This window comes from Pseudoxanthomonas japonensis (assembly GCF_043632995.1).
Lineage (GTDB): Bacteria > Pseudomonadota > Gammaproteobacteria > Xanthomonadales > Xanthomonadaceae > Pseudoxanthomonas_A > Pseudoxanthomonas_A japonensis.
The window spans coordinates 1,451,264-1,476,702 of record NZ_CP171632.1 but is presented as its reverse complement, the minus strand read 5'-3'; the positions used below and the strand labels follow the sequence as shown (position 1 = coordinate 1,476,702).

The following is a 25,439-nucleotide window of genomic DNA, read 5'->3' as shown; positions in this document are numbered from 1 at the left end:
CGTGCTCTAGAAAGGATTCGGGGGAAAGGAGGATCAGCGCGCGATGGTCTGCGTGCGCCAGATCTTCTTCTGCAACTGCAGGATGCCGTACACCAGCGCTTCGGCCGTGGGCGGGCAACCGGGCACGTACACGTCCACCGGCACGACGCGGTCGCAACCGCGGACGACGGAGTACGAGTAGTGGTAGTAGCCGCCGCCATTGGCGCAGCTGCCCATCGAGATGACCCACTTCGGCTCGGGCATCTGGTCGTAGACCTTGCGCAGCGCCGGGGCCATCTTGTTGACCAGCGTGCCGGCCACGATCATCACGTCGGACTGGCGCGGCGACGGGCGGAACACCACGCCGTAGCGGTCCAGGTCCAGGCGCGACGTGCCGGCGTGCATCATTTCGACGGCGCAGCAAGCCAGGCCGAAGGTCATCGGCCACATCGAACCGGTACGCGCCCAGTTCATCAGCGCGTCGACGCTGGTGGTGACGTAGCCCTTTTCCAGCAGCGGGTTGTCGCCTTCGGGGCGCAGGATGTCGTCCACCCGCCCTTCCGGGATCGGGTTGTTCATCAGACGATCGACGGTCTGGATCACTCCCATTCGAGCGCTCCCTTCTTCCAAACGTAAACGAAGCCGAGGAACAGCATGCCCACGAACAGGCCCATCGTGACCAGCGCACGCGGACCCAGCTCCTGGAACACCAGCGTCCACGGAACAATGAAGATGATTTCCAGATCGAACACGATGAACTGGATGGCGATCAGGTAGTAGCGCACGTCGAACTTCATGCGCGCGTCTTCGAAGGCCTCGAAGCCGCATTCGTACGGGGACAGCTTCTGGGCGTCGGGGCGACGCGGGCCGAGGAAGCGACCGGCCACCATCAGCGCGATGCCGATGCCGGTGGCGACGATCAGGAACAACAGGGTGGGCAGGTAATTGGCCAGCACTCGCTTGTCTCGTCTTGTCCTATCCGCCGGCGCGCACGACGCGGCACGGCATGAATGGGGCTCGCATCGCCCGCGTCCGGCCAGGCCGTACGCGACCCGTGGCGCAACCACCGGGCCCATCTTCGGCGGGAGCCCTTCCGCAACACGTACCGGGCGCCCGATGAATCGGCGGGATTGTAACGGTTCGTGAACTCGCTAGTAAACGATTACCGGCGCATATCACCGCAGTCGGCAAAAGAAAAAACCCGCCGGAAGGCGGGTTTTTCCATGCGGGAGCGACGTTGCCGCCGACCCGCCGATTGGTGCCCAAGAGGGGACTCGAACCCCTACGACTTTCGCCGCTACCACCTCAAGGTAGTGCGTCTACCAATTCCGCCACCTGGGCTTTGAAACCTGCGCGGTACGCCGCGCCATTGTATCCGCGATCAGCCGCCCTGCGGCGGCGTCACCGGCGGCGTTCCGGTTGCCGGCGCCGACTCCTGCGGTGCGGCGGGCGCGCCATCCGTCGCGGGCGCGGCGGGCGCCTGCTGGATGGGCGTGCTCGGCACGGTGGACGGCTTCGGCAGTTCGCCCACCGGCGCAGCCGGCGCTGCGGGCAGCTCGGACATCACACCGAGGTTCTGCTGGGTGGTCGGACGCGCGCTGTGCGTCGCGTACCAGGCCATGAACAGGCTGATGCCGAAGAACGCGATGGCCAGCCACTTGGTGCTCTTGGACAGGAAGTTGGACGCGCCGCGCGCGCCGAACACCGTGCCGGAGGCGCCGCCGCCGAAGCCCGAACCCGCCTGGGCGCCGGAACCCCGCTGCATCAGCACCAACGCGATGATGGCGATGGCCACCAGCACGTACACCACATTCAGGATCAACATCCACATTTGGAATCAGTCTCAACCGGTTGAGTCGCCCGGTCCCGATGGACCGGTCGTGCCGGGGTCACCCCCGACCGGCCGCCGCCTGCGCGATGGCCAGAAAATCCCGGGCGACCAGGGAAGCGCCGCCCACGAGCCCTCCATCGACATCGGGCTGCGAGAACAGTTCCGCGGCGTTGTCGGGCTTCACGCTGCCGCCGTACAGGAGAGGCAACGAGCCGGCGATTCTAGCATCGCGCGCGGCGACTTCGCCACGGATGAACGCATGCACCGCCTGGGCCTGGGCTGGCGTAGCCGTCAGGCCGGTGCCGATGGCCCAGACCGGCTCGTAGGCGATGACGGCGCCATCGAAGGCCTGCGGGCCGGCCAGGTCGAACACCGCCTGCAGTTGCTTCTGGATACGGAACTCGGTCTGCCCGTCCTTGCGCTGCTGCTCGGTCTCGCCCACGCACAGCACCGGGATCAGGCCGGCGTTCCTGGCGGCGACGAACTTCTTCGCCACCAGTTCGCTGCTCTCGTTGTGGTACTGGCGACGCTCGGAATGCCCGACCAGCCCGTAGCGCGCGCCCACGTCCACCAGCATGGCGGCACAGACTTCACCGGTGTAGGCGCCCTTTTCGTTGCTGCTGACGTCCTGCGCGCCGAAGGCCACGCCACGGCCGGCGTAGTCCTCGATCAGCTCGCCCAGATAGGGCAGCGGCGGCAGGATCAGCAGGTCCACGCCGTCCAGCGGCAGGCCTGCGACCAGTTCGTCCATCAGCGCGTTGGCGAAACCGCGGGTGCCATGGAGCTTCCAGTTGCCGGCCACGAGCTTGCGACGCATAAGACCAATTCCTGTCCAGTTCGAGGGCGCGCAGTCTAGCCGATGTTGGGCGGTACACCTACCCGCGCGCTATCGTGCCTGAACCCCTTCGCTCGCCCAGGAGCCCGCATGTCCGACGCCACCCCTGCCCCTCCTGCCGGCTACGCCCTGGTCACGGGCGCCTCCAGCGGTATCGGCGAGCAGATCGCACGGGAGTACGCGAAGCGTGGTGTCCCGCTGGTGCTGACGGCACGCCGCGTCGACCGGCTGCAGGCGTTGGCCGCAGAACTGCAGGCACAGGTGCCGGTGGAGATCGTGGCGGCGGATCTGGCCGATCCTGCCGCGCCCGAGGCGCTGGTCGCCGAACTCGAGCGGCGCGGCGTGAAGATCCGCATCCTGGTCAACAACGCCGGGTACGGCCTGCCTGGACGTTACCGCAGCAGCGACTGGGCCGACCATTCCGACTTCCTGCGGGTGATGGTGACCAGCGTGTGCGAACTGACCTGGCGGTTGCTGCCGTCGATCCGCACCTCGGGCCAGGGCCGCGTCCTCAACGTCGCGTCGTTCGCCGCACTGATGCCGGCCGCCGATGGACAGACGCTGTACGCACCGGCCAAGGCCTTCCTGTTGAAGTTCAGCGAGGCGCTGGCGCTGGAGAACGCCGACAAGGGCGTGCATGTCACTGCCCTGTGTCCGGGCTTCACCTACTCCGAGTTCCACGATGTCACCGGCACGCGCGCGCGGATGCGCGTGTCGCCGACGATGTGGCTGCAGGCCACGGAGGTGGCGCGTGCCGCCATCAATGGCAACGAGCGGGGCGACGTGCTGGTGGTGCCCGGCTGGCGCTACCGCGTGCTGCACGCCATCGTGAAGCTGCTGCCGCACCGGCTGGCACTGGGGATGATGGCGCGCAACTCGCGCAAGGTGCGGCCGCTGGATTGAGACCGCCTCAAACGCATGACGCCGGACATGCCGGCGTCGTGTGTCGTGCGATGGCGGGCCTGGGCCCGCCCTATTTCAGCTTGATCTCGCGCAGGCGCTCTTCCAGGTAGCCCTGCGCGGTGATCGGCTCGGGGTACCGCTTCGGATTGTCCGCGGTGATCGTGGACGGCAGCACGTCGATCAGGAAGTCCGGATTCGGGTGCAGGAAGAACGGCACCGAATAGCGCGGCTGGCGCGCCTGTTCGCCCGGCGGGTTGGTCACGCGGTGCGTGGTCGACGGATACACGTGGTTGGTCAGGCGCTGCAGCATGTCGCCGATGTTGACCACGATGGTGTCGGCGTCCGAGGTGAACGGCACCCACTCGCCCTGCTTCGACCGCACTTCCAGGCCGGCGGCGCTGGCGCCCACCAGCAACGTGATCAGGTTGATGTCCTCGTGCGCACCCGCGCGCACGTTCGGGATGTCGTCGGCGGTGATCGGCGGATAGTGGATCGGGCGCAGGATCGAGTTGCCGGAATCGGTCTTGTCGGCGAAGTAGGTCTCGGGCAGGCCGATGTGCAGCGCCAGCGCCGACAGCACGCGCGAACCCAACTGGTCGAGCGCCTGGTACAGCCCATAGCCATGCTCGCGGAAGCCGGGCACTTCATCGGGCCACAGGTTCGGCGGCATCACGTCGCGGTACTTCGAATCGTCCGGGATCTCGCGACCGATGTGCCAGAACTCCTTGAGGTCGAAATGCTTGGAGTCCTTCGCGGTCTCCACGCCGAACGCGGTATAGCCGCGCGCGCCACCACTGCCTGGCACGTGATAGCGCTTCTTGGCATCGTCGGGCAGCGAGAAGAAGCGCTTGAACACATCGTAGGCCGCGTCGATCTGCGCCTGCGGGATCCCGTGGTTGCGGATGCCGGCGAAGCCCCATTCGCGATACGCGGCGCCGAGTTCGGCCACGAAGGCCTCGCGGTCGGTATCGAAACGGGTGATGTCCAGCGTGGGAATTCGGGCACTCATGCAATCTGCTCCAACAAGGGAAAGGCGCAGGAGGCCCGGGGACCATCACCGCGCCAGAGGTTCATCGATCCGGCTCAGGCCGCGGCGGCGGCGCGCACGGCCTCGGCCAGCGTTTCCAGCGTGTTCTTCACCAGCGTGTCGTCGTCCGCTTCGACGGTGACGCGCACGACCGGTTCGGTGCCGGAAGGACGCAGGAAGGCGCGCCCCCGCCCGGACACCGCCGCCTGCGCCTGCGCCAGTGCGGCCTGCACGCTGGCCGCTTCGGTCGGCCTGGCGCCGCTGGCCAGCTTCACGTTGATGGTCTTCTGCGGCAGCATCGTCAGGCCGTCCAGCGCCTCGCGCAGCGTGACCTTGCGGCGCTTCAGCGCCTCCAGCACCTGTAGCGCCGCGATGATCGCGTCGCCGGTCGTCGTGCGGTCCAGGCACAGCAGGTGGCCGGACGCTTCGCCGCCGAGCACCGCATTGCCCTCGACCAGCGCCTGGTGCACGTAGCGGTCGCCGACCTTGGTGCGGACGAACGGAATCTCGAGCTTGCCCAGCGCGCGCTCCAGACCGTAGTTGGTCATCAGCGTGCCGACCACCGGGCCGCGCAGCCGCCCGCTCGCCTGCCAGTCGCGGGCCAGCAGGTAGATCAGCTGATCGCCATCCACCGGCGCACCCTGCCCGTCCGCCATCAACACGCGGTCACCGTCGCCGTCGAACGCGATGCCGAGGTGTGCGCCGGTCTCCCGCACTTTCGCGGCCAGGTTGTCGATGTGCATGGAACCCACGCCATCATTGATGTTGATGCCGTTCGGCTCCGCGCCGATGGTGATCACGTCGGCGCCCAGTTCGCGGAACAGCAGCGGCGCGATGTGGTAGGTCGCACCGTGCGCGCAGTCCAGCACCAGCTTCAGCCCCTTCAGGTCGAAGCGGCGCGGCACGCTGGCCTTGCAGAATTCCATGTAGCGGCCGACCGCGTCGCGCGTGCGGATCGCCTTGCCGAGCTTGTCGGATTCGACGGTGACGAACTCGCCATCCAGCGCGGCTTCGATGGCTGCCTCGGTGGCGTCGTCCAGCTTCTCGCCTTCGGCGGAGAAGAACTTGATGCCGTTGTCGTAGTGCGGGTTATGCGAGGCGCTGATCACGATGCCGGCATCGGCACCCAGCGTACGGGTCAGGAACGCGACGGCCGGCGTCGGCATCGGGCCCATCAGCTGCACATCGGCGCCGGCGGCGACCAGGCCGGCTTCCAGCGCGGCCTCGAACATGTAACCGGAAATGCGCGTGTCCTTGCCGATCACCACGACCGGACGGGCGCCGCTGCTGTTCTCGCACAGCACGCGCCCCAGCGCGTTGCCGAGGCGCAGCACGAAATCCGCCGAGATCGGGCTGGTACCGACGCGGCCACGGATGCCGTCGGTGCCAAAGTACTTGCGGCTCATGCGGTCACCAGTTCGCTGTCTTCGGGCTTGGGCTGTCGCATCAACAACGCCAGCAGGTCCGCCAGGCGGTCACGCATCTCGCGGCGGTCGCAGATCTGGTCGATCGCGCCGTGCGCGACGAGGAACTCGGAACGCTGGAAGCCTTCCGGCAGCGTCTCGCGCACGGTCTGCTCGATCACGCGCGGGCCGGCGAAGCCGATCAGCGCCTCCGGCTCGGCGAGGTTGATGTCGCCCAGCATCGCGAAACTGGCCGACACGCCGCCGGTGGTGGGGTGCGTCATCACCGAGATGTACGGCAGGCCGGCTTCGCGCAGGCGTCCGAGCGCGGCGGAGGTCTTCGCCATCTGCATCAGCGAGAACAGGCTTTCCTGCATGCGCGCGCCACCACTGGCGGAGAAGCACACGAACGGCGACCCGATCTCCAGCGCCTTCTCCGCACCGAGCGAGAAGCGCTCGCCGACCACGGAGCCCATCGAGCCGCCCATGTAGGCGAAGTCGAAGGAACTGGCGACCAGGTCGCGGCCCTTGAGCGTGCCCTGCAGCGTGATCAGCGCATCGCGCTCGCCGGTGCTCTTCTGCGCGGCCTTGATGCGGTCGGCGTACTTCTTCTGGTCCTTGAACTTCAGTACGTCGGTCGGGCCGAGCGTGGCGCCGATCTCGCGGGTGCTGCCGGGATCGAACAGCGCCGCCAGACGGGCGCGGGCGCGGATCGGCATGTGGAAGCTGCACTTCGGGCAGACCTCCAGGTTTTCCTCCAGCTCCGGCCGGTACAGCACCGCGCCGCAGCGGTCGCATTTTTCCCACAGCCCCTCGGGGACGCTGCGTTTGCTCTTGCCTGCGGTGCCTTCGGTGCGGATGCCCGACGGCATCAGTTTGCTGAGCCAGCTCATGCGTGGTCTTGCTGCCTGCCCCTGGCGGGGCCTCGTGGATTAGCGCGGCAGTTTAGCTCAGTCGTCCATGCACAACCGTACGGAGGCTCAGCCGTCCAGCGCCGCGCGCAACGGAGCCAGGAACGCCGCTGCCCGCGCCGGGGCGTCGCCACCAGCCTCTGCCAACGCGGCCACCAGCGCACTGCCGACCACGACGCCATCGGCATCGGCCGCCATCGCGCGGGCGCTGTCGGCGTCCTTGATGCCGAAACCGGCCACGACGGGCGCCCGCGAACCCGCACGAAGCTGCTTCAGTCGTTCGCCCGCCGCGGCCGTGTCCAGCCGGTCGGAGGCGCCGGTCACGCCGGCGAAGCTGACGTAGTACAGGTAGCCCTGCGCGGTGTCGCACAGCATCCGCAGGCGCTCGGGCGAGGTGGTCGGCGAGGCCAGCGCGATCAGCGCCAGCCCTTCCCGGTCGAACACCGCACGCGTGTCCTCGGCCTCTTCCGGCGGCAGATCGACCAGCAGCACGCCGTCGACACCGGCGGCCACCGCCTCGCGGGCAAACCGTTCGGCGCCGTGGATCTCGACCGGGTTCAGGTAGCCCATCAGCACGATCGGCGTGCCATCGTCCTGCTGGCGGAACACCTCGACCGCCTCCAGCACGTAGCGCAGGCCTGCGCCGCGTGCCAGCGCGCGCTCCGAGCTGCGCTGGATGACCGGGCCGTCGGCCATCGGATCGGAGAAGGGCACGCCCAGCTCGATGACATCGGCACCGGCCGCAACCAATGCGTGCATCACCGGCACCGTGGATTCCAGCGAGGGATCGCCGGCGGTGATGAACGGCACCAGGGCCTTGCGGCCTGCGGATTTCAGTTCGGCGAATTTCTGTTCGAAACGGCTCATCGGAGATATCCAGCAGGTCGGGCTTGTAAGCCCTCCCCTTCAAGGAGAGGGTTGGGTGGGGATGGTGTGGAAGGAATGATCAGCACGCTCGGCAAAACAAACACCCTCCCCTCCCCGACGCTCCCCTTGAAGGAGAGGGAGCAAGGCGTCAAAGCGAAATGCCTTCCCGCGCCGCGATGGTGTGCACATCCTTGTCGCCACGACCGGACAGGTTGCACAGCACCAGCTGGTCCTTCGGAAGTTCGCGCGCCAGCTTGATGGCCTGGGCAACGGCGTGGCTCGACTCCAGTGCCGGCAGGATGCCTTCGGTGCGGGTCAGTCGGTGGAAGGCGGCCAGCGCTTCCTCATCGGTGACGCCCACGTATTCCGCGCGGCCGCTGTCCTTCAGGAAGGCGTGCTCCGGTCCGACGCCCGGGTAGTCCAGGCCGGCGGAGATGGAATGCGTTTCGATGATCTGCCCGTCGTCGTCGCAGATCACGTAGGTGCGGTTGCCGTGCAGCACGCCCACGCGGCCGGCCGACAGCGACGAGGCGTGGCGGCCGGTCTCGATGCCGTCGCCCGCGGCTTCGGCACCGACGATGCGCACGCCCGGATCGTTGAGGAAGGCGTGGAACAGGCCGATCGCGTTGCTGCCGCCACCGACGCAGGCGGTGATCGCGTCCGGCAGACGGCCGTAGTCGGCCAGCATCTGCGCCCTCGCCTCGCGCCCGACGACGGCGTTGAAGTCGCGGACCATGCGCGGATATGGATCCGGGCCAGCCACGGTGCCGATGATGTAGAACGTGTCGTGCACGTGGGTCACCCAGTCGCGCATGGCTTCGTTCAACGCATCCTTCAGCGTGGCCGAGCCGCTGGTCACCGGCACCACGGTCGCGCCGAGCAGCTTCATGCGGTAGACGTTGATCTTCTGCCGCTCGATGTCGGTGGCGCCCATGTAGACCACGCACTCCAGGCCCAGCCGCGTGGCGACGGTGGCGCTGGCCACGCCGTGCTGGCCGGCGCCGGTCTCGGCGATGATCCGCTTCTTGCCCATGCGGCTGGCCAGCAGCGCCTGCCCGATGGTGTTGTTGATCTTGTGCGCGCCGGTGTGGTTCAGGTCCTCGCGCTTGAGCAGGATCTGCGCGCCGCCCACTTCGCGACTCAGCCGCTCGGCGTGGTAGATCGGGCTGGGCCGGCCGACGTAGTGCTTCAGGTCCTTGTCGAAGGCGGCGATGAAGGCCGGATCGACCCGCGCGGCGTCGTAGGCGGCCGACAGTTCCTGCAGTGGCCCGATCAGGGTCTCGGCGACGAAGCGGCCGCCGTGCCGGCCGAAGTGGCCGCGGGCGTCGGGATAGGCATGGTAATCGGCGGGGGCAGCCATGGCAGGTCGTACGGGAGCGGATGAGCCGTCACTCTAGCGCACAGGTTCTGCCCGTGAAATCGATGAAATATCACCAACCCGTGACTTAAACTCACGGCATGTCGCGCCCCCTGCCCCCGCTCAACGCCCTGCGCGCCTTCGAGGCCGCCGCCCGGCTGGGCAGCGTCAGCCGGGCCGCTGCGGAGCTGCACGTCACCCACGGCGCGGTCAGCCGGCATGTGCGCACCCTGGAAGACGCATTGGGACGCCCGCTGTTCGTCCGCGACGGGCGTGGCCTGGCGCTGACCGCCGACGGCCTGCGCCTGCGCGACCTGGCCGGCGATGCGTTCTCTTCCCTGCAGTCCGGCTGGGTCGCGCTGCAGCGCGACCGCCGGCCGTCCGCCTTCGTCCTCGGCTGCCCGGGCAGCCTGCTGGCGCGCTGGGTGATTCCGCGGCTGGAGCGGCTGGCGGTCGACCTGCCCACGCTGACCCTGCACCTGTCGGCACAGGAGGGCGGCTTCGACGACGCGCTGACCGGGCTCGATGCCGCCCTGCTGGTCGGCGAAGCGCCGTGGCCGACGGGCTGGGACGTGCATCCGCTGGCGCCGGAGCGGATCGGGCCAGTCGTCAGCCCGCGCCATGCCGGCTTCGCGCGACTGGAAAGGGCGCCGGCCAGCGCGCTGGCGAACGAAGCGGTCCTGCATACCGCCTCGCGCCCACAGGCCTGGCCGCGCTGGTTCGAGGCCCGGGGCGTGGATGCTGGCCAACTCCGCCTGGGCGCCGGCTTCGATCATCTGACCTACCTGCTGGAAGCGGCCGTCGCCGGCCTGGGCGTGGCCATCGCACCGCAGGAACTGGTGCAGGCCGACCTGGACAGCGGACGCCTCGTCGCGCCCTGGGGCTTCGTGGATACCGGCGGGGAATGGGCGCTGTGCGCCCGGCGCGGCAATCCGGACCCCCGGATTCCCGCATTGGCGACGTGGCTGCGCGCCACGCTCGCCTGAGATCAGCCGCGGGCGTCGGCCTCGCGCACCGCCTCCACGAAGCGCCGCATCTTCTCCGCGTCCTTGATGCCGGGCGCCGATTCGATGCCGCTGGACACGTCCACGCCCCAGGGCCGCGCCGTGCGCAGGGCCAGGCCTACGTTCTCCGGCGACAGGCCGCCCGCGAGCAGGAACGGTTTGTCGGCGGAGGTCGGCATGCGCCGCCAGTCGAACCGCTGGCCGCTTCCCCCTTGCTCGCCCGCCGCATGGCCATCGAACAGGAAGCCGTGCGCACCGGGATAATCCGAGAGACTGGCGAACACATTCTCGTCCTGTCCACCCATCGCGATCGCCTTCCAGTACGGACGGCCGAACGACGTCGCCAGCGCATCGTCCTCGCTGCCATGGAACTGCAGCAGATCCGGCTGCAGCGATTCGACGACGTGCTCGATGTCGCTACGCGGGTTGTCCATCACCAGGGCGACGACCGCGATCTCCTCGGGCACCAGGTCGCGCAGCATGCGCGCCTGCCCCAGCAGCAGCCGGCGCGGGCTATGCGGCGCGAACACCAGGCCGACGTAGTCCACGCCCAGCTCCACCGCCAGACGGACGTCCTCGGCGCGGGTCAGGCCGCAGAACTTGATGCGCGTATGCATGGCGGGAAGGAACTGTCGGGCGTCGCGGAAGCGTAGCCGGTTTCGGAAGATCGCGAGGGATCGGGCGATGCCCGCCACTTCTGGTGCTGTAGGCGCGGGCCATGCCCGCGATGCTTTTCCGCAGGGCTGGGTTGGATAAAAAGCATCGCGGGCATGGCCCGTTCCTACAGTGAGGGCGTGGCGACTGGGATTGGCGTGTCCTGCAGGGTCACTTCGATCGGCAACGCCCACTCCGCCGGATACAGCGGACTGACGAAGACCAGACCGTCCGGCGGCGCGGTCGGTCCGGCCACAGTCCGGTCGCGGCCGGCCAGCAGTTCGCCGATCCAGCCCTCGGGCCGTTCGCCACGCCCCACCACCAGCAGCGAGCCGACGATGTTGCGGACCATGTGGTGCAGGAAGGCGTTCGCCTGCACCTCGACAATCACGCGCTCGCCTTGCCGGATCACCGAGATCGCGTGCAGGTTGCGCATCGCATGCGGCGACTGGCAGTGCACGGTACGGAACGCGCTGAAGTCGTTCTCGCCCAGCAGCACCTGCGCGGCGCGATGCATGGCGTCCGCGTCCAGCGGCATCCGCTCCCAGCTGAGGTACTGCCGTTCCAGCGCGGGTCGCGCCAACCGGTTGACCAGCGTGTAGCGGTAGCGACGCGCCCGCGCGGAGAAGCGCGCATGGAAATCGTCGGCGACCGGCTGGCACCAGCGCACGCAGACCGCCGGTGGCAGCCGCGCCGTGGCGCCCAGCAGCCAGCCGCGCGGCGTGCGGACGATGTCGCTGTCGAAATGCACCACCTGGCATTGCGCATGCACGCCGGCATCGGTGCGGCCCGCGCAGATCGTGTCGACCTGCGCATCGGCAACCGACGACAGTGCGGCTTCCAGCGCCGCCTGCACGGTGGTGGTGTCGTCCGGCGTGCCGGACTTGCTCAGCCGTTGCCAGCCCTTGAATCCGCTGCCGTCGTATTCGACGCCCAGCGCGTAGCGCGTCACGACATCACTCCGCGTCCGTCATCCGATATCGCGGAGCAACTGCAGGGCCTCGTCGCGCGCCGTCACGTCGTTGCCCGCCGCCACCTCGTTCAACAGGTCGCGCGCGGTGGCGACATCACCCAGATCGAGGTAAGCCACCGCCAGTTCCAGACGGTCGCGACCGGCCGGCGGTGGCGGCACGGCCGGCGCTGCAGGCTTAGTGCCACCGCCGGCATGCCAGGTGGGACCTGGCGCAGGTGCGGGTGGGGGAGCAGCCTTCGGCGCAGGCCGGGGCGCCACGGCCTGCGGCAGGACGACCGCCGGCTCCAGCACGGGACTCGGTGTATGCACCGGCTCGGGTTCGGGCGCGGCTTGCGGCATCACGGCGGCGAGCTCCGCGGCACGGCTCTCGGGCGGCGCCTTGCCGAACACCGGGTTGCGCGGCACGGGAGCCGGCGACAGGCGCTGGCGTCGCTGCGCGAATCCCCAGGCCAGCGCGCCGACGAACAGCAGGCCAAAGCCCGCCCATGCCCACACCGGCACGCCACCGTCGCTGCCGTTGCTCTGCGCCAGCCGCTGCTGCGCGGCGGCCAGGTCGCTGTCCTTCATGGCCAGCAACTTTTCCTGCTGCGCCTTCAGCTTTTCCAGGTCCGCGACCTGCGAGCGCAGTTCCTGCACTTCGGCTTCGCGCGCGGCCAGGTCTTCCTTCGACTGCTGCAACTGTTCGTTCGCCAACATCTCGCCCTCACCGCCGGCGCTGACGCCGGACTGCGTTCCAGAACCCGACGTGCTCGTCGCCGCGGGTGCGATTTCCAGCCGTGCGTCCGCCACCGCCGGCGCGCGCGACGGCGCGGCTGGCGTGGAGGTCGCTGCCGGCTCGACCACGGCCGCCGGTTGCGGGATCGGTGCGCGCGCGCGCCGCCACTCGGCGATCTGGCTGCGGACCAGCGCCGCTGCCTCGCTCTCCAGGATGGTCTGTGCTTCCGTCGACTCCGGCACGCGCAGTACCGCGCCCTGCTTCAGCAGGTTGAGGTTGCCGTTGATGAAGGCCTCGGGATTGGCGCGCAGCAGCGCCACCATCGCCTGGTCGAGCGTGTAGCCCTGTTCTCGCGCCAGCGGCGCCGCGATCTGCGACAGCGACTGGCCGCGGCGAACCGGCGCAAGCGTGTCGCCGGGCGCGACGGATGGCGTCGGCGCCGCCGCCACGACGGGTGCCGGCGCGGGCGTCGGCCGCACCGGGGCTTCCGGCGCAGGCGGCGTCGGTGCAGGTTCCGGTGCGGCGGCAACCGGCTCGACCGGGCGGCTGATGATGTCCGTCGGCGCGGCGGCCGGCGCATCGATGATCGGCTGCTCGGCGGCGGCCAGCGTGCCAGGCGCACTGACCAGCGCCGAGTACTCACGGACCAGCCGGCCCTGGCCCCAGTCCACTTCGATCAGGAAATTCACCGCCGGCACGTCGACCGGCGTGCGGCTGGTGACGCGCACGACCGGGCGGCCGGCGTCATCCAGCGCGACCGCGAAGTCCAGCTCGTTCACCAGGCCCTGCGGGCGAGGCAAGCCGACACGTTCGAATGTCACCGGCGAGGCCAGGCGCGCACGCAGCTGCTCGAGCTCACCCGGCTCGCTGGAAATGACCGGAATCTCGGCCAGCAATGGCTGGCCGGGTTGCGATTTGACCCTTATCTCCCCCAGGCCGAGCGCCAGGGCGACGTTGCTCAGCAACGCCAGCCCCAGCCCGAACATGCCGGCCAGGCGGAGTCTTGCCGTCCGAGGTCTGTGCTTCGGTTTCACGGCCCTTCCCCAAGTTTCCCGGCCACGACTATAGCCGCTCAGCCGTTTTTCGCCACCAGCTCCGCCACCTGCACCGCGTTCAGGGCGGCGCCCTTGCGGATGTTGTCGGACACGATCCACAGGTTCAGGCCGCGCGGATGCGAGATGTCCTCGCGGATGCGGCCGACATAGACCGCGTCGGTACCGGAGGCATGGGTCACCGGCGTCGGATAGCCACCCGGGGCACGGTCGTCCACCACCTCGATGCCCGGCGCGGCTTCCAGCAACGCGCGAGCTTCAGCCGCCGTGATCTTCTCGCGGGTTTCGATGGCGACGGCTTCGGAGTGGCCGTAGAACACCGGCACGCGCACCGCGGTCGGGTTCACCTGGATGCTGTCGTCGCCGAGGATCTTGCGGGTCTCCCACACCAGCTTCATTTCTTCCTTGGTGAAGCCGTTGTCGAGGAAGTCGTCGATGTGCGGGATCAGGTTGAAGGCGATCTGCACCGGGAAGCGCTGCGGGTCCGGGTCCTGGAAGTTCAGCAGCGCGCCGGTCTGGCGGCCGAGTTCCTCCAGCGCCGAGCGGCCCGCGCCCGAAACGGACTGGTAGGTCGCCACGTTGATGCGTTCGATACCGACCTTGCGATGGATCGGCGCCAGCGCCACCAGCATCTGCATGGTCGAGCAGTTCGGGTTGGCGATGATGCCGCGCGGGCGGTTCTGCACCTGCTCCGGATTCACCTCGCTGACCACCAGCGGGATGTCGGCGTCGTAGCGGAAGGCCGAGGAGTTGTCGATGACCACCGCACCCGCGGCCGCGAACTTCGGCGCGAATTCCTTGGAGATGCCGCCACCGGCGGAGAACAGCGCGATGTCGATGCCGGCCGGATCGAACGTGGCGAGGTCCTGCACGGTGATCTTTTCGCCGTTGAACTCGACGCTGCTGCCGGCCGAACGCTCGGAGGCGAGCGCGACGAGCGTGCCGATCGGGAAGTTGCGCTCGGCGAGGATGGACAGCATGGTTTCGCCGACGGCGCCGGTGGCGCCCACGACGGCGACGTTGAAGGTACGGTTCTGGTTGCTCATGGATGGGTTTCGCGAAGAGTGGGAATGAAGACAGCAGACAGGCGAAGGCTGTGTTCGGGGAACCTGCGGGCGTGCCTCAGGCTCCCTGTCGTTTGGCGATGGTGGTTTTGATGGTGGTGGCGATGGCCAGGGCGTCCGGATTCACCGGCGTCGGCGGATGGCCGGCATCCGGGCCTTCGCCCAGCGCGGCGATCAGGTTGTCCACCGCCAGCGACACCATCGCGCGGCGCGTGGCGAGGCTGGCGCTGGCGATGTGCGGCGTCAGCACCACGTTGCGCAGCGCGAGCAGTTCCGGACGCACGGCAGGTTCGCCTTCGTACACGTCCAGGCCGGCGGCGGCCAGGCGGCCGTTCGCCAGCGCATCGGCCAGCGCGATCTCGTCGACGATGCCACCGCGCGCGATGTTCACCAGCGTGGCGGTGGGCTTCATCTTCGCGAGCGCTGCGGCATCGACCAGGTGATGGACCTGCGGCGAGTACGGCAGCACCAGCACCACGTGGTCGGCCTGCGCGAACACGTCGTCGAAGCTGGCGTATGTCGCACCGCAGTCCCGCTCGACGGCCTCCGGCAACCGGCTGCGGTTGTGGTACAGCACCCGCATGTCGAACCCGCGCGCGCGGCGGGCGATGCCCTGCCCGATCCGGCCCATGCCGATGATGCCCAGCGTGGTGCCGTGCAGGTCGGCGCCCAGCAGCGTGCCGAACGACCACTGCTGCCATTGGCCGTCGCGCAGCCAGCGCTCGGCCTCGGTGATGCGGCGCGCGGTGGCCATCAGCAGCGCAAAGCCGAAGTCGGCCGTGGTCTCGGTCAGCACGTCGGGGGTATTGGTGGCGACGATGCCGGCCTGCGTCAGCGTGGCCACATCGAGATTGTTGTAGCCCACGCCGACATTGGCGATGGCGCGCAGCTGCGACGCCGCAGCGATTTCCTGCGGGCCGATGCGCTCGTTCAAGGTGACCAGCGCGCCGGCGCAATCGCGCAGCGCGTCGGCAATGGCCTGCGGCGCGTACTCGGTGACCTCGTCCGTCGACTGCACGTCGAAGTGCGCCGCCAGCCGTCCAACGATGTCGTCGAACAGCGGCTGCGACACCCAGACGCGCGGCCGCGGCTCAGCCATCGACGCTGCCGGGAACGTGGGGCGGCACCTCACCGACATCGCCGCACTGCGCGCGATGGCGCAGCGCCTGGTCCATCAGCACCAGCGCCATCATCGCCTCGGCGATCGGCGTGGCGCGGATGCCGACGCAGGGGTCGTGGCGGCCCGTGGTGATGACGTCCACCGTATTGCCGTCCACGTCCACCGTCGCGCCCGGCAGACGCAGGCTGGAGGTGGGCTTCAGCACGATGGAGGCAGTGACCTGCTGCCCGGTGGAAATACCACCGAGGATGCCGCCAGCATGATTGGAGAGGAAGCCGTCCGGCGTCATCAGGTCGCGGTGTTCGGTGCCCTTCTGGGTGACGGCGGCGAAGCCGTCGCCGATCTCCACGCCCTTCACCGCGTTGATGCTCATCAGCGCGGCGGCGAGATCGCCATCCAGCTTGCCGTAGATCGGTTCGCCCCAGCCGGCGGGCACGCCGTCGGCGACGACACTGACGCGCGCGCCGATGGAGTCGCCCGACTTGCGCAGCGCGTCCATGTAGGTTTCCAGCGCAGGCACCTGTTCGGCATGCGGCCAGAAGAACGGGTTGTCTTCCACCGCCTCCCAGGCGAAGCCCTCCGGCACGATCGGACCGAGCTGCGACAGGTAACCCCGCACGGTCACGCCATAGCGCTGCTGCAGCCACTTCTTTGCGATCACGCCCGCGGCCACCCGCATCGTGGTCTCGCGCGCGGACGAGCGTCCTCCGCCGCGCGGATCACGGATCCCGTACTTCTGCCAGTAGGTGTAATCGGCGTGGCCGGGGCGGAACTGCCGCGCGATGTCGGCGTAGTCCTTGCTGCGCTGGTCGGTGTTGCGGATCAGCAGCGCGATCGGCGTGCCGGTGGTGCACCCTTCGTAGACGCCGCTGAGGATCTCGACCTCGTCGGCCTCGCGGCGCGCGGACGTATGCCGCGACTTACCGGTGGCGCGGCGCTCCAGGTCGTGGCGGAACTCCTCCGGCGCGATCTCCAGGCCCGGCGGGCAGCCATCGACCACGCAGCCGATCGCCGGTCCGTGCGATTCGCCGAACGTGGTGACGGTGAGGAGTTTTCCGAAACTGTTGCTGCTCAAGCGCCGCTCCGCGGGTGGACCTACCGTGCCGGGCGTTGAAGCATCGCATGCCGGCCGCCCTATTGTGCAGTGCGCCAACGCCGGCCGCGACGGTTGCGTTCGCAACCGCTGCCGGCGCCGCACGCGGCGTGCGGCTTTATTTTCGCGCGGCGGCGAGTTCGCTGATCCGCGCGTTGTGGCGGATCAGCTCGGCGCATTCGACCGCGAAGATGCCCATCTGCCCGACCTTGAACTCGATCCACGCGAACTCGACGCCCGGCAGCAGCTTCACCAGCGCGCGCTCGGACTCGCCGACCTCGCAGATCAGCAGGCCGTCCTGGCTCAGGTGCAGCGGCGCATCGCGCAGGATCTTCAGCACCAGGTCCAGGCCGTCGTCGCCGGCACGCAGGCCGAGTTCCGGTTCGAAGGAATACTCCTTCGGCAATGCGTCGGTCTCGTCGTTGGTGACGTACGGCGGATTGGTGACGATCAGATCGTAGTGGCGACCGGTCAGGCCGGCGAACAGGTCCGACTTGATGAACTGCACGTTGTCGGCCAGCAGGCGCGCCTTGTTCTCGGCCGACAGCGCCAGCGCGTCGTCGCTGATGTCGACGCCATCGACCTGCCAGTCCGGGTGGTAGTGGCCCATCGCAATGGCGATGCAGCCGGAGCCGGTGCACAGGTCGAGCGCATGATTGACCTCGCGACCGCCCAGCCAGGGCTCGAAACCGGCCTCGATCAGTTCGGCGATCGGCGAGCGCGGCACCAGCGCGCGCGCATCGCTCTTGAAGCTCAGGCCTGCGAACCAGGCCTCGCCGGTCAGGTAGGCGACCGGGATGCGCTCGTTCACCCGGCGCTCGAACAGCGCCAGCACCTGGGCCTTCTCCGCGCCGGTGACGCGCGCCTGACCGTAAGCGGGGCCCAGATCCGGCGGCAGGTGCAGCGTGTGCAGCACCAGGTGCGATGACTCGTCCAGCGCGTTGTCGTAGCTGTGGCCGAAGGTCAGGCCGGCGGCGTTGAAGCGGCTGGCGCCGTAGCGGATCAGGTCGATGATGGTGTGCAGTTCGGCGGCGACGTCGGCGGTCATGGCAAGGCTTGTGAAGACGCCGGAACGGCGAAGGCCGCCGATTATAGGGGCTGCCCCGGTATCATGGCCGCCTTCGTGCCGCGCCCATGCGGCCCCGGCCCACCGGCCGCGCCCCTCCTCCGTGGGAATCCCCAGCGCATGTTCAACAAGAAGATCGGCCTCATCCTCGTCCTGGCACTGGCTGCCGGCCTGGGCCTGCTGGCCGCGCAGAAGTTCTTCGGCCCGGCCACGCCCGCCACCGTGTGGCCGCCGACGCAGACCGTCACCCTGTTCCCGCAGGCGCGCCCGCTGCCGCCGTTCTCGCTGCGCCAGTCCGACGGCACCCAGCTGACCGACGGCGAACTCAAGGGCCACTGGACGCTGGTCTTCCTCGGCTTCACCTTCTGCCCGGACGTCTGCCCGACCACGCTGGCCGAACTGGCGCAGGCGCAGGCGCAATGGAAGGACCTGCCCGACTCCACCCGCCCGCGCGTGCTGTTCGTGTCGGTGGATCCGGAGCGCGACACGCCCACCCGCATCGGCGAGTACGCCCACGCCTTCCATCCCGACACGATGGCGGCCACGGCCGACGTGCCGGCGCTGGAGAACTTCGCCAAGTCGCTGGGGTTCGTCTTCATGAAGGTGCCGGGCGACGGCTTCGAGCAGAACCCGAACGACTACAGCATGGACCACTCCTCCGCGATCGGCGTGCTGGATCCGCAGGGCCGCCTGGCCGGCCTGATCCGCCCGCCGTTCCAGCCGAAGGCGATCGCCGCCGACATGCGTGCGTTGACCGAGGCGTCGACGCAATGAGCCTGCTCACCTCGCTGACCTACGTCCTGCCGCACCGCTTCCTGTCGTCGCTGGCGCGCCGGCTGGCGTATTCCACCTCGCCGGGCACCAGCCGCTGGCTGATCGATACGGTGACGAAGAAGTTCAACGTCGACCTCGGTGAGGCCGCGAATCCCGATCCGCGTTCCTATCCCAGCTTCAATGCCTTCTTCACCCGTGCGCTGAAGCCGGGCGCCCGCGTCGCCGACGCCGATCCGCGCGCGCTGCTGATGCCGGCCGACGGCCATATCAGCCAGTGCGGCCCGATCGAGGACGGCCGCATCTTCCAGGCCAAGGGCCAGTCGTTCACCGCGGCCGAGCTGCTCGGCGATGCGGCGGCAGCGGAGCCGTTCCGCAACGGCCTGTTCGCTACCGTCTACCTGTCGCCGCGCGACTATCACCGCGTGCACATGCCGTGGACCGGCACCCTGCGCGAAACCGTGCACGTGCCCGGCCGCCTCTTCAGCGTGGGCACCGATGCGGTGGCGAACGTGCCGCGCCTGTTTGCCCGCAACGAGCGCCTGGTCTGCCACTTCGACACCGACTTCGGGCCGATGGTCTCGGTGATGGTCGGCGCCCTGCTCGTCTCCGGCGTGGAAACCGTCTGGAGCGGCGAGGAGATCCCCGCCTACGGCACCGCGATCACGCGCAAGGATTACCGCGGCAAGGGCATCACGCTGGAACGGTTCGCGGAGATGGCGCGTTTCAACTACGGATCGACGGTCATCGTGCTGCTCCCGCCGGGCGTGGCGACGCTGTCGCCGGAGTTGGAATCGGAATCGCCGGTGCGGTTGGGTCAGCGACTGGCGACAATGGGCTGACTGCTCTGAAGACATGCATCAGCGTCACCCACCCTCGTTTGAATGAACTTTTAGCTTCCATTCTGGCGCTGCCTGAACGTCCAGCGAGGAGCGTGCGGTGATCCTTCAAGTAGAGAAGAAACCGCACGACTTACTTCATTGAAGTCGTTGTCAGTGAAACTGCCATGCTTTGTAGCCGTCAGCGTGGCTTCCTCACTGGCACTCTTGTTATCCGAGACGACTGAATTGACAGCAAGAGCCAACGAGAATCCAGAGTCCTCAAGATACTTTGACAAGCGCTGAATCGAGAATTCAGGGGACACCTCAACACTCAGCTCAATGGTTACGGGGGCTGAGAAGTCAATGTCGATGCTTGCCGACTCACTCGATGCGGATGCTTCGAATGGCGACGCGGCAACCAGAATGGCCGCGAAGACGTAGAGGGCAAAGGAAGGTAACTTCCGGTTCATGGTTCTCTCTCCGTGGTAGCTAGCGCGGCGATATCAGCGGGTGACCGCATACTCGACGTCGTACAGGCGCACCGTGGCAAGCGCCTTGTCGGCGCAATGGAAGCTCAGGTCCACTTTCAGTTTGGCCTTGGCCGGCACGGTAAACTCATCTCCCGGGTGCAGCGTGGTGCAGGCGTAGCCCTCGCCATCGAGGCCGGTAACATGGTTGCCCTGGGAAAGATCAGTGACCCGCACGGGCGCAGCACCGTCGTTGGCGAAGCCCATCGTCACCTGCGCCAACTGCGTCGACGCATCGTTCGTCGCCGTCAGGACCGCGCCAGTGAGTGCGGCCGTCAACTCGTCGCCACTGCTGACGATCACGGCACCGTCGACGCTGGTGCTGGCCTTGCGACCTTCCTCGACACCCTTGCTGGCGCCGGTGGCAGCACCTTTGGCAAGCTCAACCGCCTTAGACACTGCGCCCGTCGCCGCCTTCTCGGCGTTGTCACCAGAACATGCGACAAGCAGGCATGTCAGACAGAGGGGAACAAGGACGCGGATCGACTGCATGGCATGGCCTTCGCTCGTGGAATGCCGTGCAGTCTAGGTCACGTCGTAGCGCCCGGGATCATGTGCGCGCTTAATGTTAGTCGTGTAACAGCAATGCGCAGACACCGCATCGCCGATCAGCCTGCGCGCCTCACTGCGATCTGCAGTTCTCTCGCCCGGGCTTCTGCCCGCCCGCGCCTCCGACGGACCGGGCGATGCACCACTGCGCGATCCAGTAGGTCGTCAGCACCCAAACGCTCGCCATCGGGATCGGGGCGCTGAAGCGATCCAGCGCCAGCAGCGCATCCGACGCCACGAAGAACGCACCGCCGACCGCGGCGACCCGGGTGATGCCGGTGCGATGCTCCCGCCACACGCTGGCCGCCTGCGCCGCCATGCCAGCCAGCGCGATGACGTAGACGATCACCGGCACCTTCAGTTCGTCCGGCAATCCGGGCCATAACCGTACGAACACCAGCGACGCGACCAACGCGTACGCGAGCAGCGGCCAGCGCACCCGCCACCACCCGTCGCGCTTCCGCAAGGCGACCAGATAGGCGATATGCGCCAGCAGGAAGCTGCCCAGGCCGAACACGAAGCCATCGAACGGCAGCATCAGGAATACATCACCCAGCGTGGACAGCAGCAGGCCGACCACAATCAGGCGCCGGTAGCCTGCCGGCCCGCCCGACGACAGCCGGAGCGCCATCGCCAGGATCAACAGCGTCGTCAGCGGCTTGAAGACGTAGTGCAGCCCGCGCAGGCCGGCGACTTCCGCGCCGAGGATCGCCAGCGCGGCGCTGGCGACGATCGCGGCTGTCCAGAGATGTCTGCTGCCGTCCGTGGCCATGGCGTGCGCCCTACTTCCTGCAGCTTTCCAGTTTCAGCTCCTGCCCGGGCCGCACCGCGTATGCCGGCGCCTTCAGCCTGTTGGCCTGCGCCAGCTTCTTCAGGTCGCACTGGAACCGCTGCGAGATGCGGCCAAGCGTGTCGCCCTTCGCCACACGGTAGTCGCGCGCCTGCTTGGCTTTCGGCTCGGCGGGCTTCGGCTCGCCGGAGGCGACGGTCGTCGGAACGCCCGCGACCGGGGTCACGTCACCGACGGCGACATTGCCCGCCCGCGACGCGCGCCGGATGGCGGCAGCCGGATCGGCGCTCACCAGCGTGCGTGCCAGTTCCGCGCGCGGACCGTTGACGCAGTAGCGCGTGTACAGGCCCGCAATGCGTGCATTGGCCTTGAGCGTGGTGCCGGCCGGAATCCAGGCCTCCGGCTGATAGCGCGGATTGAGGTTACGCAGCGTGCGCATGTAGCCCTCGCGCGTGCCGCCGTTGCCCAGGCAGATGGTCAGTTCGTAGAGCGACGCGTCGCGTGCCAGCTTGAGCGCCGCCGGCTGGGCCGTGACCTTGGGGAATTCCAGGCCGTACTGGCGCGGGTGCAGGAACAGCCACGCCGCCGCGATCACCATCGGCACGTAGTCGCGCGTCTCGCCCGGGAACTGGCTGTAGACCACGTCGTCCCAGAAGCCCAGGCCGGGATTCTCCCGATAGACACGGGCCGCCCGGCCCTCGCCACCGTTGTAGGCGGCCAGTGCCAGCTCGATGTTGTTGTTGAGCCCGCGCATGCGCTCGTTCATGTACTCGGCGCTGGCCTGGCCGGACGCATACGGGTCGTAGCGCGTGTCGAACCCGCTCGCATCGCGCCCCAGTCCGAAGCGCGCGCCGGTGTGGAACATGAACTGCATCGGACCGGCCGCGCCCGCGCGTGACGTCGAATGCACGCGCCCGTTGGACTCCTTCGCCATGATGCCGAACAGCAACGCCTCCGGCAGACCACTGCGCTCCCACGCCGGGTACAGCTCGGCGCGCATGTTCTGGTAGTTCTCGTAGCTGTCGATCAGCGCCGGGCGCATGTCGGTCAGCCAGCGACGGATGCCGGCCTGGATCGCCGGGTTGTATTCGACCATGCGGTCGAAGGCGTGCCGCTGGTCGTTCAGCAGTGCAGCCGTGCGTGCCGTCTCGGGTACCGGCGATCCGGTCGGAACCGCGTGGTCGGTGCCGTCATCCAGCGCATCGATGGCCTCGCCCTCTTCCGTCTCGCCTTCACCCTGCGCGTCGGCGTTGCCCTTCAGCAGGCGCTTGTAGGTCGCCAGCAGCGTGGGCACCTGGCAGCCGCGCTGCTGGACGCAGGCGGCCAGCACATCTTCCATGTCCTCCAGCGCGGCGTCGCTCTCGGTCGCACCGCGCGGATCGCTGTTGGCCACCAGCACCAGACCGTCGCGGTACCGCTTTTCGGCAGCCGCCATGCGCTGTTCCAGCGCTTCGGCCGCGGCACGGTCTTTCGCGGACACGCGTTGCGCCAGCGACACGGGTGAGACCAGAAGGAGGGACAGGGCGACCGCAACGGGCCACAGGCGCAGACAGGCAGGAACCGCAAGCGACATCAGGTGTGCATCCAGAGTGTGAGCCGGGAGGGTAGCCCCGCCCGCGCGGCCGGGGCAAGGTCGCGCGTCGCATCGCTTTATCCCCGAGGCGGTTTCCAGCCGCTAGAATCCCGGCATCACCACGCGAGGTTGCACATGGATCCGATCCTGCTGGGCAAGGGCATCACGGACGATATCCCGGTCACGCTGCTGCCGAAGTTCGGCAATCGCCATGGCCTGGTGGCCGGCGCCACCGGCACCGGCAAGACGGTCACGCTGATGACGCTGGCCGAAGGCTTCTCGCGCATGGGCGTGCCGGTCTTCATGGCCGACGTGAAGGGCGACGTAGCCGGCCTGGCGGCGGCCGGCGATGGCAGCGAGCGCGTCATGCAGCGGGCGAAGGACATCGGCATCGCCGATTACGCCCCGATCGCCAGCCCGGTGGTGTTCTGGGACCTGTACGGCAAGCTCGGCCACCCGGTCCGTACCACCGTCAGCGAGATGGGTCCCACCCTGCTCTCGCGCATCCTGGAATTGAACGACACCCAGAGCGGCGTGCTGGACATCGTGTTCAAGCTCGCCGACGACCGCGGCCTGCTGCTGCTCGACCTGGAAGACCTGCGTGCGCTGCTCGGCCTGGTCGCCGCCGAACGCAAGGACATTTCCACCAGCTACGGGCTGGTCAGCACGCAGTCGGTGGGCGCGATCCAGCGCGCGCTGCTGCGGCTGGAACAGGAAGGCGGCGAGATGTTCTTCGGCGAACCCGCGCTGGAACTGACCGACCTGATGCGCACGAACACCGACGGCCGCGGCGTCATCGGCATCCTCGCCGCCGACCAGCTGATCCTGAAGCCGCGCCTGTATTCCAGCTTCCTGCTGTGGCTGCTGTCGGAGCTGTTCGAGACGCTGCCGGAAGTCGGCGACCTCGACAAGCCCAAGCTGGTGTTCGTGTTCGATGAGGCACACCTGCTGTTCGACGATGCACCGCCGGCCTTGCAGCAGCGCATCGAACAGGTCGTGCGCCTGATCCGTTCCAAGGGGGTGGGTGTGTATTTCTGTTCGCAGTTCCCCGACGACGTGCCCGACAACATCCTCGGCCAGCTCGGCAACCGCGTGCAGCACGCGCTGCGCGCGTTCACCCCGCGCGATCAGAAAGCGGTGAAGACCGCGGCGCAGACCTTCGTGCCGAACCCGAAGCTGGACGTCGCGCAGGCGATTTCCACGCTGGGCACCGGCGAAGCGCTGGTGTCGACGCTGCAGGACAAGGGCATTCCGTCGCCGGTGCAGCAGACGCTGGTCTCGCCGCCACGCTGCCGCATGGGCGCGATCAACGAGGCCGAACGCCAGCAGGTGCGCAACAACAGTCCGGTGGGCGGCAAGTACGACACGGCCGTGAACCGCGAATCGGCGGCGGAGATGCTGGCCAAACGCGCCGAGACGGCCGTGCAGGCCGCCAACGCGCCGGCTGCGAAGACGGAGAAGGACGATCCCGATGCCGGCGGCTTCGGCCAGGCGGTCAAGGACGCGGTGTTCGGCACCAAGCGCCGCCAGGGCATGATCGAGACGATGGCCAAGCAGACCACCCGCACCGTCGGCACCAAGCTGGGCAACCAGATCGTGCGCGGCATCCTGGGCAGCATCTTCGGCGGACGCCGCTGATCGCACGGATGAAGTGGCTGTTCGCTCTCTCGGTCTGCTCGATGCCGCTTGTCGTCGTCGCCGCCAATCCGACGCCCGCGACCTTCGCTGGCCAGTTCTTCGGCACCATGACGGACCGCGCCTGCGCCTCGCAGGATGCGCTGCTGTCGCTGCAAGCCGACGGACACTACACGCTGCAGATGCATTGCCAGGATGATCTGCAAGCCACGCCGGCCAGTCGCGGACGCTGGTCCGTGACCTGGAACGGCACCTGCGTACAGCTCAAGCCCGACGACGTACCGGCGCAGCCGCTGGAGTTCGCGATCCATGACGACGACCTGCTCGTGCTGACCACCGGCAGTTGCATCGAACCGGTCGAGGATCCCCGCGGCCGCACGCTGCGTCGCGCACTCGACGACACCGGAAACGACTGATGTCCCGTTGGCGCCCGCCGGGCGAGAAAAGCACCGCCCTGATCACCCGCGAAGGCCACGACCGCCTGAAGACGGAACTCGACGATCTGTGGCGCGTGCGCCGACCCGAGGTCGTGAAGGCGCTCGCCGCCGCTGCGGCCGAAGGCGACCGCTCCGAGAACGCGGAGTACACCTACCGCAAGAAGCAGCTCGGCGAGATCGACCGCCGCGTGCGCTATCTGAGCAAGCGGCTGGAAGTGTTGCGCGTGGTCGACACCGCGCCCAGCGATCCGGAGGCGGTGTTCTTCGGCGCGACGGTCGAACTGGAGAACGTCGCCAGCGGCGAGACCTCGCGCTACCGCATCGTCGGCCCGGACGAGACCGACGCGGCGCGTGGCTGGATCAGCATCGATTCGCCCATGGCGCGCGCGCTGCTGAAGAAGCGCATCGACGACGAGTTCGCCGTGGAGCTGCCCGGCGGCCTCACGCAGTTCGTACTGGTGGATGTCGGCTACGCGAGCTGA

The 25,439-nt window shown here is 68.4% G+C and carries 27 protein-coding genes and 1 tRNA gene; 7 read left to right on the top strand and 21 right to left on the bottom strand.

Annotation, left to right across the window (positions count from 1 at the left end; all coding sequences use genetic code 11):
* Positions 1 to 33 precede the first annotated feature (33 nt).
* The 5 genes from ACGHX3_RS06690 to tpiA form a co-directional block, all read right to left on the bottom strand.
* Complete coding sequence (locus ACGHX3_RS06690) at positions 34 to 588, bottom strand: NADH-quinone oxidoreductase subunit B family protein (protein ID WP_055943825.1); 555 nt, start codon at positions 586 to 588, stop codon at positions 34 to 36.
* Positions 579 to 935, bottom strand: coding sequence for an NADH-quinone oxidoreductase subunit A (locus tag ACGHX3_RS06685; RefSeq protein WP_162108536.1), 357 nt, complete (start codon positions 933 to 935; stop codon positions 579 to 581). The genes ACGHX3_RS06690 and ACGHX3_RS06685 overlap by 10 nt, the downstream gene beginning before the upstream one ends.
* Before the next feature lie 300 nt (positions 936 to 1,235).
* A tRNA-Leu gene (locus ACGHX3_RS06680) sits at positions 1,236 to 1,320 on the bottom strand.
* Positions 1,321 to 1,360: 40 nt separating this feature from the next.
* The gene (secG, locus tag ACGHX3_RS06675) at positions 1,361 to 1,810 is read right to left on the bottom strand and encodes a preprotein translocase subunit SecG (RefSeq protein ID WP_394696832.1); all 450 of its coding nucleotides are present in this window, start codon (positions 1,808 to 1,810) and stop codon (positions 1,361 to 1,363) included.
* 58 nt (positions 1,811 to 1,868) lie between these two features.
* Positions 1,869 to 2,627 (bottom strand): triose-phosphate isomerase, encoded by a 759-nt coding sequence (gene tpiA, locus ACGHX3_RS06670; RefSeq protein WP_394696831.1) that lies wholly within the window; start codon positions 2,625 to 2,627, stop codon positions 1,869 to 1,871.
* A 108-nt stretch (positions 2,628 to 2,735) separates the two neighbouring features.
* Between tpiA and ACGHX3_RS06665 the strand changes: the two genes are divergently transcribed.
* Entirely contained in the window at positions 2,736 to 3,548 is an 813-nt protein-coding gene (locus tag ACGHX3_RS06665; protein ID WP_394696830.1) for an SDR family NAD(P)-dependent oxidoreductase, read from the top strand.
* A 70-nt stretch (positions 3,549 to 3,618) separates the two neighbouring features.
* Here ACGHX3_RS06665 and ACGHX3_RS06660 read toward each other — a convergent pair whose 3' ends face one another.
* The 5 genes from ACGHX3_RS06660 to trpB all read right to left on the bottom strand — a co-directional run bounded on the left by ACGHX3_RS06660 (position 3,619) and on the right by trpB (position 9,116).
* Complete coding sequence (locus ACGHX3_RS06660) at positions 3,619 to 4,557, bottom strand: isopenicillin N synthase family dioxygenase (RefSeq protein ID WP_394696829.1); 939 nt, start codon at positions 4,555 to 4,557, stop codon at positions 3,619 to 3,621.
* 74 nt (positions 4,558 to 4,631) lie between these two features.
* The gene (glmM, locus tag ACGHX3_RS06655; RefSeq protein WP_394696828.1) at positions 4,632 to 5,981 is read right to left on the bottom strand and encodes a phosphoglucosamine mutase; all 1,350 of its coding nucleotides are present in this window, start codon (positions 5,979 to 5,981) and stop codon (positions 4,632 to 4,634) included.
* Complete coding sequence (gene accD, locus ACGHX3_RS06650; RefSeq protein ID WP_394696827.1) at positions 5,978 to 6,871, bottom strand: acetyl-CoA carboxylase carboxyltransferase subunit beta; 894 nt, start codon at positions 6,869 to 6,871, stop codon at positions 5,978 to 5,980. Before accD ends, glmM begins: the two co-directional genes overlap by 4 nt.
* An 87-nt stretch (positions 6,872 to 6,958) precedes the next feature.
* Positions 6,959 to 7,756: a tryptophan synthase subunit alpha gene (gene trpA, locus ACGHX3_RS06645; RefSeq protein ID WP_394696826.1), complete on the bottom strand. Its 798-nt coding sequence runs from the start codon at positions 7,754 to 7,756 to the stop codon at positions 6,959 to 6,961.
* Positions 7,757 to 7,904: 148 nt separating this feature from the next.
* Complete coding sequence (gene trpB / locus ACGHX3_RS06640) at positions 7,905 to 9,116, bottom strand: tryptophan synthase subunit beta (RefSeq protein ID WP_394696825.1); 1,212 nt, start codon at positions 9,114 to 9,116, stop codon at positions 7,905 to 7,907.
* Between the two features lie 98 nt (positions 9,117 to 9,214).
* Between trpB and ACGHX3_RS06635 the strand changes: the two genes are divergently transcribed.
* Positions 9,215 to 10,099 carry a LysR family transcriptional regulator gene (locus ACGHX3_RS06635; protein WP_394696824.1) on the top strand — a complete coding sequence of 295 codons (885 nt, stop codon included), beginning with the start codon at positions 9,215 to 9,217 and terminating at the stop codon, positions 10,097 to 10,099.
* A gap of 2 nt (positions 10,100 to 10,101) precedes the next feature.
* Here ACGHX3_RS06635 and ACGHX3_RS06630 read toward each other — a convergent pair whose 3' ends face one another.
* From ACGHX3_RS06630 to prmB, 7 genes are all read right to left on the bottom strand, one after another.
* The gene (locus ACGHX3_RS06630; protein ID WP_394696823.1) at positions 10,102 to 10,734 is read right to left on the bottom strand and encodes an N-(5'-phosphoribosyl)anthranilate isomerase; all 633 of its coding nucleotides are present in this window, start codon (positions 10,732 to 10,734) and stop codon (positions 10,102 to 10,104) included.
* Positions 10,735 to 10,898: 164 nt separating this feature from the next.
* On the bottom strand, positions 10,899 to 11,723 hold the full coding sequence (gene truA / locus ACGHX3_RS06625) for a tRNA pseudouridine(38-40) synthase TruA (protein ID WP_213601610.1): 825 nt from the start codon (positions 11,721 to 11,723) through the stop codon (positions 10,899 to 10,901).
* Between the two features lie 18 nt (positions 11,724 to 11,741).
* Positions 11,742 to 13,493: a FimV/HubP family polar landmark protein gene (locus tag ACGHX3_RS06620; RefSeq protein WP_394696822.1), complete on the bottom strand. Its 1,752-nt coding sequence runs from the start codon at positions 13,491 to 13,493 to the stop codon at positions 11,742 to 11,744.
* Between the two features lie 38 nt (positions 13,494 to 13,531).
* On the bottom strand, positions 13,532 to 14,557 hold the full coding sequence (locus ACGHX3_RS06615; protein WP_162336569.1) for an aspartate-semialdehyde dehydrogenase: 1,026 nt from the start codon (positions 14,555 to 14,557) through the stop codon (positions 13,532 to 13,534).
* 76 nt (positions 14,558 to 14,633) lie between these two features.
* Positions 14,634 to 15,674, bottom strand: coding sequence for a 2-hydroxyacid dehydrogenase (locus ACGHX3_RS06610; RefSeq protein ID WP_394696821.1), 1,041 nt, complete (start codon positions 15,672 to 15,674; stop codon positions 14,634 to 14,636).
* Positions 15,667 to 16,770: a chorismate synthase gene (aroC, locus tag ACGHX3_RS06605; RefSeq protein WP_394696820.1), complete on the bottom strand. Its 1,104-nt coding sequence runs from the start codon at positions 16,768 to 16,770 to the stop codon at positions 15,667 to 15,669. The genes ACGHX3_RS06610 and aroC overlap by 8 nt, the downstream gene beginning before the upstream one ends.
* Before the next feature lie 136 nt (positions 16,771 to 16,906).
* Positions 16,907 to 17,836 (bottom strand): 50S ribosomal protein L3 N(5)-glutamine methyltransferase, encoded by a 930-nt coding sequence (gene prmB / locus ACGHX3_RS06600; protein WP_394696819.1) that lies wholly within the window; start codon positions 17,834 to 17,836, stop codon positions 16,907 to 16,909.
* A 138-nt stretch (positions 17,837 to 17,974) separates the two neighbouring features.
* On the opposite strand from prmB, the gene ACGHX3_RS06595 reads away from it, so the two are divergent.
* Together ACGHX3_RS06595 and asd are read left to right on the top strand one after the other, a co-directional pair.
* Complete coding sequence (locus ACGHX3_RS06595) at positions 17,975 to 18,628, top strand: SCO family protein (protein WP_394696818.1); 654 nt, start codon at positions 17,975 to 17,977, stop codon at positions 18,626 to 18,628.
* Positions 18,625 to 19,467, top strand: a complete 843-nt coding sequence (gene asd, locus ACGHX3_RS06590) for an archaetidylserine decarboxylase (protein ID WP_394696817.1) — start codon at positions 18,625 to 18,627, stop codon at positions 19,465 to 19,467. The genes ACGHX3_RS06595 and asd overlap by 4 nt, the downstream gene beginning before the upstream one ends.
* Before the next feature lie 50 nt (positions 19,468 to 19,517).
* On the opposite strand, the gene ACGHX3_RS06585 is transcribed toward asd, so the two are convergent.
* The 4 genes from ACGHX3_RS06585 to ACGHX3_RS06570 form a co-directional block, all read right to left on the bottom strand.
* Entirely contained in the window at positions 19,518 to 19,916 is a 399-nt protein-coding gene (locus ACGHX3_RS06585) for a hypothetical protein (protein WP_394696816.1), read from the bottom strand.
* Positions 19,917 to 19,949: 33 nt separating this feature from the next.
* Positions 19,950 to 20,465: a hypothetical protein gene (locus tag ACGHX3_RS06580; protein ID WP_394696815.1), complete on the bottom strand. Its 516-nt coding sequence runs from the start codon at positions 20,463 to 20,465 to the stop codon at positions 19,950 to 19,952.
* Between the two features lie 130 nt (positions 20,466 to 20,595).
* Entirely contained in the window at positions 20,596 to 21,294 is a 699-nt protein-coding gene (locus ACGHX3_RS06575; protein WP_394696814.1) for a lysoplasmalogenase, read from the bottom strand.
* A gap of 10 nt (positions 21,295 to 21,304) precedes the next feature.
* Positions 21,305 to 22,885 (bottom strand): transglycosylase SLT domain-containing protein, encoded by a 1,581-nt coding sequence (locus ACGHX3_RS06570; RefSeq protein ID WP_313927450.1) that lies wholly within the window; start codon positions 22,883 to 22,885, stop codon positions 21,305 to 21,307.
* A gap of 135 nt (positions 22,886 to 23,020) precedes the next feature.
* Here ACGHX3_RS06570 and ACGHX3_RS06565 point away from each other — a divergent pair, with 135 nt between their 5' ends.
* From ACGHX3_RS06565 to greB, 3 genes are read left to right on the top strand one after another with little or no spacing between them, the layout of a single operon-like run.
* The gene (locus ACGHX3_RS06565) at positions 23,021 to 24,523 is read left to right on the top strand and encodes a helicase HerA-like domain-containing protein (RefSeq protein ID WP_394696813.1); all 1,503 of its coding nucleotides are present in this window, start codon (positions 23,021 to 23,023) and stop codon (positions 24,521 to 24,523) included.
* 8 nt (positions 24,524 to 24,531) lie between these two features.
* Positions 24,532 to 24,936 carry a copper resistance protein NlpE N-terminal domain-containing protein gene (locus tag ACGHX3_RS06560; RefSeq protein WP_394696812.1) on the top strand — a complete coding sequence of 135 codons (405 nt, stop codon included), beginning with the start codon at positions 24,532 to 24,534 and terminating at the stop codon, positions 24,934 to 24,936.
* Entirely contained in the window at positions 24,936 to 25,439 is a 504-nt protein-coding gene (gene greB / locus ACGHX3_RS06555; RefSeq protein WP_394696811.1) for a transcription elongation factor GreB, read from the top strand. Before ACGHX3_RS06560 ends, greB begins: the two co-directional genes overlap by 1 nt.